At 59.3% G+C, this 13447-nt stretch carries 8 protein-coding genes; 3 read left to right on the top strand and 5 right to left on the bottom strand.

Features of this window, described 5'->3' with window-relative positions:
• Positions 1–73 precede the first annotated feature (73 nt).
• From KUF55_RS10385 to KUF55_RS10365, 5 genes are all read right to left on the bottom strand, one after another.
• Positions 74–3307, bottom strand: a complete 3234-nt coding sequence (locus tag KUF55_RS10385) for a CDP-glycerol glycerophosphotransferase family protein (RefSeq protein ID WP_218816580.1) — start codon at positions 3305–3307, stop codon at positions 74–76.
• Positions 3308–3391: 84 nt separating this feature from the next.
• Complete coding sequence (locus KUF55_RS10380) at positions 3392–4894, bottom strand: CDP-glycerol glycerophosphotransferase family protein (RefSeq protein ID WP_218816579.1); 1503 nt, start codon at positions 4892–4894, stop codon at positions 3392–3394.
• Complete coding sequence (locus tag KUF55_RS10375; protein ID WP_218816578.1) at positions 4891–8544, bottom strand: CDP-glycerol glycerophosphotransferase family protein; 3654 nt, start codon at positions 8542–8544, stop codon at positions 4891–4893. The genes KUF55_RS10380 and KUF55_RS10375 overlap by 4 nt, the downstream gene beginning before the upstream one ends.
• Before the next feature lie 131 nt (positions 8545–8675).
• On the bottom strand, positions 8676–10472 hold the full coding sequence (locus tag KUF55_RS10370) for a glycosyltransferase (RefSeq protein WP_218816577.1): 1797 nt from the start codon (positions 10470–10472) through the stop codon (positions 8676–8678).
• A gap of 74 nt (positions 10473–10546) precedes the next feature.
• Positions 10547–11749 (bottom strand): hypothetical protein, encoded by a 1203-nt coding sequence (locus KUF55_RS10365; RefSeq protein ID WP_218816576.1) that lies wholly within the window; start codon positions 11747–11749, stop codon positions 10547–10549.
• A 215-nt stretch (positions 11750–11964) separates the two neighbouring features.
• On the opposite strand from KUF55_RS10365, the gene KUF55_RS10360 reads away from it, so the two are divergent.
• The 3 genes from KUF55_RS10360 to rnc are packed head-to-tail and all read left to right on the top strand — an operon-like array spanning position 11965 to position 13445.
• Entirely contained in the window at positions 11965–12528 is a 564-nt protein-coding gene (locus KUF55_RS10360) for a DUF177 domain-containing protein (RefSeq protein WP_132357990.1), read from the top strand.
• 2 nt (positions 12529–12530) lie between these two features.
• Positions 12531–12734, top strand: coding sequence for a 50S ribosomal protein L32 (gene rpmF / locus KUF55_RS10355; RefSeq protein WP_132357988.1), 204 nt, complete (start codon positions 12531–12533; stop codon positions 12732–12734).
• Between the two features lie 9 nt (positions 12735–12743).
• Positions 12744–13445: a ribonuclease III gene (rnc, locus tag KUF55_RS10350; RefSeq protein ID WP_218816575.1), complete on the top strand. Its 702-nt coding sequence runs from the start codon at positions 12744–12746 to the stop codon at positions 13443–13445.
• Positions 13446–13447 lie beyond the last annotated feature (2 nt).

Here is a 13447-nt window from a genome sequence, read left to right as displayed (position 1 = left end):
GGCACACCGAATCGGGTGAGCAAACAATGGCGGCTGGTCATTCCCCACAGGGGAGTGGCCAGCCGCCATTGTTTTAGGCTCGGTGTTGTTCTTGACCCTCGGTGAGCGCCGCATCGAAGTCCATCAGTGACGTGATGGTGGTACTAGGGCTTTCCCATGGCTGGTTCCTGCGGGCGCCGGCCCCGGCTGAAGCTTCCGCTTCCCCCAGTTCTGTTGACTCGGGGTGCAGGACAAAGAACCGTGACTGGTCATGGCCCGAAGCCCCCATGATCGCTAGGCCTTCGAGATCGTGGGCATCCGGGACAAGAACAAAGTCAGGGCGGCCGGAACCCAAGACACGCCGGTACTCCCGAGCAAAGGCCACCCGAGCCAGGGATGCCTGCGTTTCATTCAGCATGGCCATTTGGTTTTTCACCATGCCCAGCGCAAATCGTTCGTCGTGGGAGAGTACCGTAGCTCCTGCCCGCATCACACGCTGCACGTGTGCGGGCAGGGAATCTAGGTCCTTTTGCCGTTCCGGATTATTGACCAAGGATGCCCGATCAAAGGTGAGGACCACACGGATATCCTCCGGATTGATGCCCATAATCAGGTGGCGTAACGCAACGGTGGTGGTCGAGTCCGAGAAATTATGTCGAATCACCACGACCCGGCGTTCATCCTGCGCGAGGCTGACGAGGTGGGACTTGTCCGCGGCAAAGAAGAACGCAGCGGCCTTGGCGGCTGCCCGCCCGTCCTCGGCGGGTGCAAAGAGTTCAATAGCCCGCTCGTGGGACTCAGTATCGCTAATTCCACGCTCGAGTCCACGGGAGATGGCCGTACGCAATTCCTCCGAGGTTCTGGAGATTTCTCCGGGCATCTGCGACATCTCGAAATACAAGCCACGTTCGGCGGTGTATTCGGCCAAGTCATAGGCGTGGAAAACAATGGGACGGCGCAGTGGCAGGAAGTCAAAGAAGATGCTGGAGTAGTCGGTAACCAACAAATCCGTCAAGGCCAGAACGTCGTAGGTATCAATGTCGGCTGGAACGATCGTTGCGCTGAGGGTCACGTTTTTTAGTGCGGCCTCGGCCAGATGGTGGGCCCGGAACACCACGTGGAAGTCTCCACCGGCGAGGCCTTCGAGATCGTTAACCAACTGCGTGGCGTCAAAGTTTCGGTTACCTGCGGTTCCCCGCCAGGTGGGTGCGTAGAAGACAATCTTCTTGCCGTCATCGATCAGACCCAGGCGCGAGAAGAGATAGTCACGCGTCGTGGCGTCTTGGCTCAACATGCGATCCACTCGAGGTGTTCCCACTCGCGCGATTTTCCCCGTGAAGAGGCCATCAACCTCGTAGCGGTGAATCAAGCTGTCCTGGGTGTGTTGATTGGGAGCCAACAGGTGCGTGGTTTGCAGCAAGTTCCGGCTGACATTGCCGTGTTCCATGAAGCCGGCCGCGATGTCACGTCCCAATGCCTTCAGTGGCGTGCCATGCCAGGTGTTGAGGTATTGCTGGCCGTCACGGCGGGCAAAGTAGTTGGGGAAGGAGACGTTGGAGATCAGGTATTTGGCCGAGGCCAGGGTTCGGCGGTACAACGGTGTCGCGCGCAAGATGAAGCTAACGCGTGGATCCGCTGCAACATCGGCGGGCACCCGAGTTTTGCCCGTGATCACCCAGGCAAAGCGCAAGTGGTCATAGTCGGAATTGTCGCGCATGGAGCGGTAGATGGCGGCCGGATTACAGTCGATTTTGCTGCCGTGGTAGCTCTCGAAGAGGACCACGTCTTCCTGGAGCGGGAGATCAAGAGAGAACTGGGCAAATTGCGTTGCGTCGTTGGCGGCCTTCGCTTCTCCACGCAGGGCCAGCTCCAGTCGACGGGGGCGTGCCCACGCGTGAGCATCAAGGAAGGCACCAATCGCCAACTCGGTCTCGCCCATCGCATGGTGCGCCAGTCCCAAGCAAAAGTGACCCAGCGGGTTCTGGGTTGGATCCTGCCGGGTGGCGGCCAACAGCGCGGTGGTTGCCGATGTATACATGCCCAAGCGCAGGAAACGCTGTCCCGCAGCCAAGAGCTGTGCCGCATCGTGGTCGCCTAGCAGGTGCTCGAGATTCGTTTCGAGAATAACCGAGGTGGGACCTCCGATGGCGGGGTTTGGTTTCGTTGTCTCGGTGCCAAGAAGATCGGCGGTGACTTCTGGGAACATCAATGTCAGTGTCGACAACGCGGCCGCACTGTCGTCGGCCAGCTTTAGGGCCAATCCCTGTCGATGAATCCACAGTGGATTACTCGTGCCGGCAAGGACGAGGGCCGTTGCATAGGCATCTGCTGCGTCGGTGAACCGATCCAGGTACTCATGGCACAGGCCAAGGGCGAAGAACCGATCGGGATTATGCGGTGCGAGTTCAAGACCAGCGATGAGGGCGGCGGCGGCCGTATCCCACTGAAGTAAGTCCATGGCGACGTCGGCATGCGCAAAATGCAGGGCGGGCAGCTGAGGGGCGACGATTCTATATTGCTCGAAAAGGGCGGCAGCGGAAGTGAGGTCACCACCGCGGGCAAAGAAGGACGCCGAGCCAAAGTCATCAACGTGGCGCTTAGGCTGACTCATGAACCTTTCGATCCTGGCGCGCAGCGCATCGGTTTCGCCAGCATACAGTTGCGCCAAGTCAAGGAGCGCGGAGACCTCCGCGTCGGTGGGATCCGCCAATAGGGCTTGGGCGAGCAGCGGTACGGCGACGGACGCATGACCGGACTGCACCATGGCACGGCCGCGATGGAATAGCCAGAGGGCCGAGTCCTGGTGCCAGGAAACAGTTGTTTCAAGCATGGCCAGAGCCTCGCGGGGAGATCCCTTGCGTAGTACCTGCTCCTCGGCGGGCAGCAGCCCCACAAACTTGTGGGTTGGCGTCTCTTCCTTCGGGGAGAGTGGCTGCCTGCTATCCGTTGGTTTTTCGGCAGCCAAGCGTTTACGGACGCGTTGGAGCCGCTTCAGCGTCGCGGCATTTTTTGGATCCAGTGCCAGCGCCGCCTCGTAGGCATGGACGGCCCGATCAAAATGTTCCTCGCGCTCATTAAGCACTCCAAGGCGCAACAGCCAGGCCGGTGTTGTTGCATCCATCGCGACGGCCCGTTCCGTGTTGGCTAAGGCAGCGGCAAAATTGGCGGTTTGGAACTGAGAGTTGCCTAAGAAATAGTACGAAGCAGCAGTGGGCGCCTTGCGAACCGCTCGAGAAAACATCCGTTCTGCCCGACTCCACTTTCCGGCCCGCGAATAAAGCCGGCCCAACTGGATGTTGAGGTTGAGTTGCTGGGATTGCTTGGTCAAGAGAATAACCTTTGTATCAATGTTGCAAGGAGGGGCACTGCTGGATCACCGAAAGCCTCCGCTAGCGGTGCTCCCGAGGGGCTCTTACCGGGACGGCTGCGGAGCAGCCATGGAGTCAAGAATGGAATGCACTGCACGGTCAAAACTCTCGACCGAGGAATCCGCAACGTAGTATGTGGCGGATCGCTGGCGTTCGGAGAACCTGATGTCGGCTTCGAAGAGGTGACGCCATGCGGCTGAATCGGGAGAATCGGCAAGATAGGCACTGGCGGCCGTCGGATACTTCCGGCGAAATTCCGTGATGTCATCGGTGTTGATCAGGATGCTGATCGGCTTAGAGGTGGTCAAATAGTCCACGACCACACTTGAAATGTCGCTGATCAGCGCATCGGATTCGTTGAACACATCGGTCAGTAAACGCGTGGAAGAGCCCATTGAACCAACGTGGTCCCCGCCGTCGCTGGAAAGAAGCGCATCGATGGCTTCAACATACTTGGCATCTTCACCGCGTTTCAGGCTGAAGGGATGCGGACGAAAAATGACGCGCAATCCGCGAGCCAAGCAATCCTTGATGAAGGGTTCGGCCCGCTTCAGGGAACTCAGCGATGAGGCCTGGTTATAGCCCGACCAGGTCGGTGCGTAGAGCACCGTGTTGATGCGCTGCGGCGCCGAAATGCTGTGGAGCCCGGCCATTTGAGGCCGGCCGACCACTACTGCTTGGTCAGCATCAAGGGTGATGTTGGCGGCAGCGTACCTGTCGATGGCCGCCTGCCCGGAGACAAAGATCTTGTCGTACATGCGGTGCGCCGGGTGGGCAGAGATCTCCTTGTCGGAGTCTCCGTGGCCAAGATACACGTGCTGCAAAGATCTGTAGTTAACCGCCGTTGAATTGCTGCTCACGGAGTTTACATAGAATGCAATTCGTGCACTGCCGAGCATCACGAAGTCGAGGTCTGCGTTTTCCTGACAGCTAACAATAGCGGTCCCGGTGGGCAGGTCCTGCGCCAAAATAGATGCTGCAGTTGCATCGCGTGTCACAACTAAGGTATTTGGAATGACTGATAGGACCATGGGCAGCCATTGCTGAATTTGATAGGCACCGCCATCGGCGCGTGCGGTATAGATGATGGCTCGGGGCTCGAAGGCGACAATCGCCTTCTTCAGGGCGGCCTTTCTGTGGGGAATGGCCTTAAAATTAAGCAGCATCCGGAGACTCAGTAAAACGGTCGTGAACGTGGTGAGGGTAGCGGCAACGATGTTGAGCAATGAGTTTCCACTCACGAAAAGAACTCCGGCACTCGCCAGGCTAAACAGTCCGGTGGCGACGGTGAAGGTCTGAGCCCACCTCCTGAATTCAGGAACCTTCGGAAGCCCTAAGCCTGAACTGACGGGAAAACCTGGAAAAGTGGCCAGTACCCAAAGGCCGGGTAGTGGAATCATGGCCAACGACCAAAGGCAGAAGGCGAACACTGTCTCGGCAACCGATTGCGAAAGACTCCACATGCCATAGGCCTGAAGCGCGGCAAGGGAAAGAATAATGAGCATGCAGGTCAGCGTCATGGTCCCAGCGTTTTTCAAGGTCTTCATGGAACCAGTACCCCAGGGTAGGTGGTGATGCGCTGTCGTGCGGCATCCAGGAAGGCATCGGCGTAACCGATGGGCGCAAACGGGCCCAAGTAGTATTCCTTGACCGAGGACCGCAGGGGGAGCAGCGGGTCCGAGCCCAGCATCTTGTTCAAAACGTCGTCGTAGTTTTCCAACGACCCTTCCAAGACATAACCGCTGGTGGTCGCCGGCATGGTCTCGTGCAGGGCCGCCTCGTCCATCGTGACGGCCACGACGGCGAAGGGCTTGGTGGAGAACAAGAAGTCCGAAACCATCGCCGAAATGTCCGAGATCATGGCATCTGCGGCGTTAAAGCATTCTACGAATGTCATGTCCTTCTCGGCGGCTGCCCCGAAGAGGTGCTCACGCCCCGTGACCGCAGCGTCTTCCCGCAGGAGCCTAGTGACCCTGCGCATCATGCGCTTGGCATCGGGGAAATTGTAGTTAAACGGGTGCGCACGGAAAATGACGGTGCAGCCGCGGTCCAAGAGCCCCTGAACGATTTCTTCTCCCATGGGAAGGGAATAGACGGCCGAGTCGGCGTAGGGTCCGCGCCAGGTGGGAGCGTAGAGCACGGTCTGCGGTGGCTTACCTTCGGTTCCCTGAGCGATTTCCTCGACCTGCGGACGGCCAACAATGGCGAACTTCTCCCGCGGGATGTGAACACCATGGCGCTCATAGCGGTCAATGCCTGCCTGTCCGGCGGAGAAGATCTCATCATAGATCGCGTGCACCGGGTTAAAGCACGCCGGCTTTTCCGAGTCACCGTGGTTGAGCCAGATGTGGTGCAATTCCCGGCGTTCGATCAGGTGTGTGTTCTTCACCGCGTTATTGACGTAGAAGGCCGTGGTGAGACCCGGAACCAGCACGGTCTCCAGGGATCCCAGGGTGCGCCGGTAGATGACCGGAGCGTCGGTGACCTTGGCGGCAGCACGCATCATTTTTAAGTCGCGGGTGACCACGATGTAGGGCATGCCGATGCGGTCCAGGTACTCGACCCACATGCCGAGCTGGTAGGACACTCCGACGTTGGAGCCGAAATAGACCATAAAGCGCGGTCCAACGGCGGCGAGAAGTTCGGGGAGTTGAGCTTCGAGCACCAGGTTGACGTAGCGCCGACGCAAGCCCGAGAGGAGCACATGGGCGGTCAAAGCGAAGGAGGTGATGCCCAAGATCAGGTGGAGGTAGCCCAGATCCGGGACCAGGTAGCTGACCACCAGCATGATCGCCAGCGCGATGGAAGCGACCATCGCCGCCAGTCCACGGGCGTAGGGCAGCGGCTTGGCCTGCTCGGTTCCGGGGAGGTTGCGCGACTGCAGTCCGGCGGCGCGCCATACGGCGACGGCCTGTCCTTCCAAGGCGATGCCCAGGAAGATGAGCGCCGCACCCACGGCGGAGTCGGTGCCGTGGCCCAGCAGGCCCAGAGCCAGCGTGGCGGCAACCGTGGCGCGGGCGGGGGCAAAGGCGCCCAAGAATTGGTTCATCCGAGACTGGTTGCGGAATCCGCGGCGGTTCACGTACACGCAGAAGGCCACGGTCAGCAGCGCCGGGATGACAAACCAGAGGCTTGAAATACTGGCGATGGCCGCCGCTGTCAGTGCCAGGCCGGCCATGACGTTGGGCAGTAATTGCTTGGCCACGCGCAAGAGCGCGTTCTTCAGGCGTCGGCGCTTGGCTCGCGCTCTGCGCTGGAGCCGGGCGACCTCACGGGCAGCCTCGCGTTCTTCCTCACTGAGCTCGTCGACCGGCTCGTCTGCCGGTGCATCACTGGGATCATCATTCTGTGCGTCGGACTGCTCGTCTGCCTGCGCGTCGGCCGCCGATCCATCCTCGGCCTCGGGATCTGTCTCCTCGCCGACCGCCGGCGCGCTGTCTTCGACCTCCTGATCAAACACCTCCGGTTCATCGGGGTGCCGAGCTCCGGATTCGATGGTGTTGATGGCCGCCTGGATGAACCCTTCGACGTAGGTTTCCTGGGGGAAATCTCCCAGGTAGTCGGTGCGCAGCTCCAGTCGCCGGTTGTACATGGGGTCCTCGCCGAGCATGGCGAGAAGGGTGTCGTCGAGATTTTCGAGCTGGGCTTCAAGCACATAGGCGGCCCGGGCGATCGGGTATTCGGTGCTGAACTCGGCAACCGGAACGTTCACTGCCACCATGGCGAAGGGTTTGGCCGAGTAGAGGTAGTCGGACACAACGCTGGAAACATCCGAGACCATGGCGTCTGATGCATTCATGCAGCCAATGATGTCCAGTTCACTCTCCGCGGCGGCGCCCCACAGATGTTTGCGTCCGCTGGCGGCGGCATCCGCTGCCAACAGAGCTTTAACTTGCTCAATGATGGCGGCATCTTCGGCAAACTGGTAACTGAAGGGGTGGGGCCGGAAGATCACCGTGCTGCCGGTGCGCAAAAGCGCCTCAACGATGCCTTCGGCCACGGGGATGGAATGCAGGAAGGTCTCATCCACGTGCCCTCGCCAGGTGGGCGCGTAGAGCACGGTGGCGTCGGGGCGCACGCCCCGGGAAGCCATGGTGACGCTTTCGAGCTGCGGCCGTCCCACGATCTCAAATTTGTTCTCATCCATGATCACGCCGTGCTGGGCGTAGCGGCGAGTGGCTGCGGGGCCCGCGGCATAGATCTTGTCGTACATGGCGTGGGTCGGGTTGTAGGACGGAGCCTTGTCCGAATCCCCATGGCCGAGGTACACGTGGGTGAGTTGGTTGTAACGCACCATGGCACCGTTGCCGGAGGATGCGTTGACGTAAAAGACGGTGCTCAGCGACGGAACCAGCAGGTCATCAAGACCGGCGAGCCGCTTACGCATGATGATGGGGGCATCGGTGAGCTCTGCCAGCGCATGGCTCGGAGTTTCCGCGCGGGTAATGATGATGAACTTCTTGCCGGTGCGCTGCAGATACGGCAGCCACATGGCCACCTGATAGGAGGCATCGTCGGGCCGGGCGGTGTAGATCGCAAATTCTGGTGCGTAGTCGGCCACCAGCTCACCAATACGTTTTTCGTTCCGGTAGTTGGTCCTGCGGCGGCGGGTCACGCTGATGGCGCGAATGCCCGAGAGCACAACCACGATGGATCCACCCAGCAGCCACCAACCGGCAGAAAGAGCCGTGGTGGCGGCGAGGACACCGAGGCCCAGGAAGAGCAGCTGGCCCAGGACGATTGACTTGTTCATCCGGAGCACCCGGGGGAGAGGTTCGGTGCCGGGCAAATTCAGGACCGCGTGACCGCCGCCGAGACCGATGCGACGCAGCAACTGCTCACCGGCGATCGAGATCAGGCCAATGACGATGGCAGCGGCCGAGAAGATGATTTGGGTCAGCGATTCTGCGCGGGCCGTGGCCAGGGCGCCAACCAGGGAAAGGAAGCCCACGCGGATGGGCGTGAATTTTGCCAGGGCGGGAATCGAAGCGAATTTGGGAATGAACAGGATCAGTGAACAGACAGCCACCCAAGAGGCAAAGAGCAACCAGTTCCACGAATGATCGGCGGCGTTCTTGGCCATCGCGAATGAGGTGACGGCCAGCAGGGCCACCACCACGGTGATCGCAGCGATGGATCTCAACCGGAAAACGGTTTGTGTACGCGCCGGGGAAGTAGTCACCGAGGGGCTAGACAATGGAATGTTTCCTAAACAGCTTGTTCTTGCCTGGGGCTTTTGCTGCTCACCAGGGTGTTAATTTCTACTAAGAGTCTCATGATCCGGCGATGACCGGTGCTCCTGCAGCATGGCAGGGGCGGAAGCCGCAACTACTTTTTCATGCTCCAGTATCCATTTACGGTGCGGTAGCTGGTGTAGTCGTTGAAGCGGATCTCATCATGGTTGGAGTCGATCGGGACGCGGATCCGGCGGGACAAGTTGTGTCCGGAGATCTGAAGGTAGGCATCCAGGGGTTCGTCGTTTTTTGTTGGGTCCAATTCAAAGGGGAAGGCATTGTCCACCAGCACCTCATCGCCGACCCGGGTGGCGGGAATGGCCTGTTGGGCGCCGCTGGTGCGATTCATCCATAAGAATGTGTAGGACAGGTCCTGCACGTCACCGGTGATCAACGTGGTGCGTACCGGTATCCGCAGTCCGAGCGCTAAGCCCGTTTCGGTCAGCTGCACCGCGGACGCCTTCAGGGTATCGGGCAAGATCCGGCCGGCCTCGTTCGCCTTGGCGCTGGCGATCACCGCTGCCCATTGCCCCAGAGCCGCCTCGTGACCAAAGTTTTCGGCCTGCTTCCACGCGGCCTTGGACATGCGAGATGCCATGAAGCGTCGGGAGGTGATGGCAAGAACCTTCTGGGCGGCGGCGCTTTCGTCACGCAATGGCACCACAAAGCCGGTGGTGCCGTCGGTGATCAAATCTCGCGGTCCGTAGCGCATATCGTGGGCCACCGGGAGGCAACCGCGACCCATGGCCTCCATGACCACTAGCGGCTGCATTTCGCTTTTACTGGTCATCAACGTGAAGGCTGCCGTATCAAAGTGCTTGGCGGCACCTGGTACGGCCCCGTGGAAAGTGACCACGCCATCAAGGCCGAGCTGGGCACGGGTAGCAAGCAGTGCTTGATGATCCGGACCACCGCCATAGATGTCGAGAGTGACTGCCGGGTCCTGGTCGTGCACCCGTTTCATGATGCGCAGCGCCAAGGGAATGTCCTTCACCGGGGCGAGTCGGGCAATCATGACACCGCGTTTCCGGCCACGTTGCGAATATTTTGGCAATTCGGCAACACGCGGAACGATGTTGGATACAACAAAGCGGTTGTTGGCCGGACCGAAGCGATTTTCAAGATCTTGCTTGTTTCGCTCGGTCAGGGTGATAATCCCGTCCCAACGTTCCTGCCGGGTTAATACCGGGCGCCGTTGTGGGGTCAATGCTGCGGTGATGGCATGACCGGCCGCAACCGAATGGTATCCGTGCTGAACGTGGAACTTGTAGGTGCCGGGACGTTCATAGTGGGCAAAGTGGGTGGCCGAGAACTTCGAGTCAACGATCAAGAAGGTGGCGGCCTCGGAACGAAGCTCGTCAAACCAGGCTCGGTAGAGGTCCCCGGCGTTGGCGTAACTCTCAACACTGTGGGGGCTATAGCGGGTGAAGGTGCGCGAGACGCGTTCGCCCTTGGGGTTATATCCGCGTTCTTCGTGGAGATAGGCCACACCCTCGGGGGTGGTGAACGTCAGTGTTGCTGGTTGCCCGGAAACCTGATCCACCACGGTATAGCAGAACGGCTGGCCGGAATCATCAACATCCCAGCTGCCCTCGGTGCTGCCCTCGGACGTGAAGACCGGTGCGCCCGCGGCGGGAACCTGTGATCGCAGAGACTCGTGGAGATTGAGGATCGCCACGGCCGGGGTGATGCGTTGCTCTCTGAGCATGCGTTCGCGCACCACCTCGTAGCTGGGGCGGGCATCAAAGGTCAAAATCGTGGCCTTGACACCACCGATTTCCACAAAGGTCTTGGCTCGCTCAAGCATTGCGGCAGTTAAACCACCAAACGAATCTGCAATTTGCATGGTGATCATGTAGTAGTCGCCCTGCGGCAGCTGTGCGTGATTCATTCGATTGGTCATTGATACAGCATATCGGGCCTTGTGCGTCTTATTGGTGGGCAGCGACGGCGTCCATCGAACGTTTAGCCCAGCAAGTTGGCAGATGCGGCAATAAATCTTTCGGTTCCCGTGCCGATCGCCTCGGATCCAAAAACGTGATCCCGGTACTGCACCTGGGCATCGGGCACCGGGGCATGGGCGATGTTCAATAACTGTTCGAGCGGTTCCGCCGGAAGCGATTCCCAGTGCTTGATGGCGGCCAGCATGGGCATTTCGCGGGCTTTATCGGCGGTGAAGGTGGGGGGAGTGAGTACAAGCAGCTTCTTATTGAGCCCAATGGTGTCCATGGCCATGGCGGAAATATCGGTGATGACCAACCCAGCCCGATTAATGGATTCAAGGGGATTGCGGTTCTCATCAAGGGCGGCGCGATGCGTAAACCCTGCTGCTGCCTGGCGCCTGATGCCGGCGCGAATCTTCTGGTCGGCTGCCCGGTGTGTAGGGGAGAGCGAGCCCAATTTGGGATGTGGTCGATATACCAGGCGGAACCGGGCGTCATCAAGAATCTGGGCCGCCAGCTCTGCGCCGGGAGCGGCTACGGATCCGTAAGCCATGGCCGGACTATCGCCTTCCCAGGTCGGCGCATACAACACGCTCAGCGGGCTGAGTCCCTCGCAACTTTGCGGCGTTTCGAGCCTATCCAGTTGGGGGCGTCCGATGTGAACCAATTTGGCCGGGTCAAAGCGTGGGACGTTCGCCAGTATGCGGTCCCGGGATGCGGTCCCGGCGATGAAACAGAAGTCGTAGGCCTTGAGCTGGTTCGAAGTCATGGAGGACTTCTCGCTCTCGCCATGGCTCAGGTGGACATGGGCGGGCCCGTTAATGCGCAAGGTGGTGAAATTGGCCTGGTTGTTGTTCACGTAGAAGATCACGTCAACCGAACGAGACCGCACAAAATTCTCGATGGTTGCCGAAGACGTGGCCAGCAGGATCGGCAGGTCGGTGAGCTTGCGTAGGGACAAAGCGGTGAGCATGTTTCCCGCCATGATGGCCACCGGGCCCACGGAAGTTGCCAGCTGTTTCAGGGGAAACAGCCACTGTTCGAGTTGGTACAGCCCGCGGGGTGCATCGGAGAAGTACAGCGCAAAAGGAACGGCTGCTGGCATCGGTTCTTGACTGGCCAGTGCCTTGCGCGCAGCGGGTTCCGCCAGTGTTGAACGAATTTTGGCGGCCACGGGGCCCATTGAGGCACTAATTGAGGCACTAAACTTGATGACTTGACGCATTCCAGTAGCTTAGACGGTGGCTCAGGTTTGCTGGGGTGAGTGCCGGTGGGAAAGTGTGTGGTGCGCTACAAAACGCCATGCGGAGGAGCGCTACGTTTGGGTTCTGAACTTCCATCGGGATAAGATGTAATGTCGGTCTATGTTCTACAGGAGTCATCATCAGCGAAAAGCGTTCAGATCAATCGTCGTCACACGGGATTGATCGCAGCTCGCCCTTGGTCTTCTTGACCAAGGATCTTGGGCGAAGCCCAGGAAATATGACGAAACTTGATGAAGTGGTCGCCGCGCCGGGTGAAATTGGTGTGGCACTCATTGGAGTTCGTGAAGGATCAGAGATTGATCTGGATCTGAGATTCGAAGCCGTGCACGAGGGTATTCTAGTTTCCGGAACCGCTACTGTCGAAATCGACGGTGAATGCGGCCGGTGCTTGGAAGCCATCGCGTATGACTTCGATGCCGACATTCAAGAACTTTATTATTACGAGGGCTTACACGAGTTCACCGAAGAAGAAGATCTTGACCAGTACCAGGTTGTTGATGATCGTATAGATCTCGAACCGGTACTCCGGAATGCAGTGGTGACCGCACTGCCGTTCCAACCGGTATGCCGGGAAGACTGTGCAGGGCTTTGCTCCGAATGTGGAAAAAGCCTGAATGAGGATCCTGAGCATCACCATGAGGTCTTGGATCCTCGTTGGGCAGCTCTTGCCGGGCTGACCGACATCGTCGCAGAGGATGCGACACAGAGTACACATTCAGTCGAGAGAGAAGAGAAGTAGCCGTGGCTGTCCCGAAGAGGAAGATGTCCCGCTCAAACACTCGCGCCCGTCGCGCCCAGTGGAAGGCAACCGCGCCTACCCTGGTGAAGACCATGGAGAACGGACAGGTTACCTACAGCCTGCCGCACCAGGCGAAGGTTGTTACCGATTCTGCAGGCACCGAGCTGTTCCTTGAATACAAGGGTCGCAAGGTCGCAGACGCTTAAGTCTGTCTCATGCCTTCAACAGAAGAGCTTTTGAAGCGTCTCGGGGTCACTATTGACCCCGAGACGCTTCGTCTTGCACTCACACACCGTTCCTACGCCTATGAGCATGGTGGGATTCCCACCAACGAACGTCTGGAGTTCCTGGGCGACTCGGTCCTCGGTTATGCCGTCACCGACCACCTGTACAAGAATTACCCAGACCTTCCCGAAGGCGATCTGGCCAAACGACGCTCAGCCGTGGTCAGTACCCGTGCCCTAGCCGGCATCGCGCGTTCCCTCGGAGTGGGCGAGTTCATTTTGCTGGGTCAAGGAGAAATCCTGACCAATGGCAAGGACAAGTCCTCCATCTTGGCTGACACCATGGAATCGCTTATCGGAGCCACCTTCCTGAACAACGGCGTCGAAGTTGCCCGGGACATGGTCATGCGCCTGATCCTCCCGCTGCTCCACGATGTTGATGTCTTGGGCGCCGGAACCGACTGGAAGACGGCCATCCAAGAAGTCGCAGCAGCCCAGAAAATGGGCGGCATCGAATACCGCGTCATGGGTTCCGGCCCGGACCATGCACGTAGCTACGTTGCAATCCTTCATATCGGCGGCAACCCCTATGGCCAGGGCACCGGACCTTCTAAGAAGGAAGCCGAACAGGAAGCCGCGGCCGAATCCTGGAAAATGGTTCGCCCTCAGGACGACTCCGCAAAGGTTAACTAACT

Origin of the sequence: Paeniglutamicibacter sp. Y32M11 (genome assembly GCF_019285735.1) — a bacterium.
GTDB lineage: Bacteria > Actinomycetota > Actinomycetes > Actinomycetales > Micrococcaceae > Paeniglutamicibacter.
This window is presented reverse-complemented; position numbering and strand designations above follow the sequence as displayed.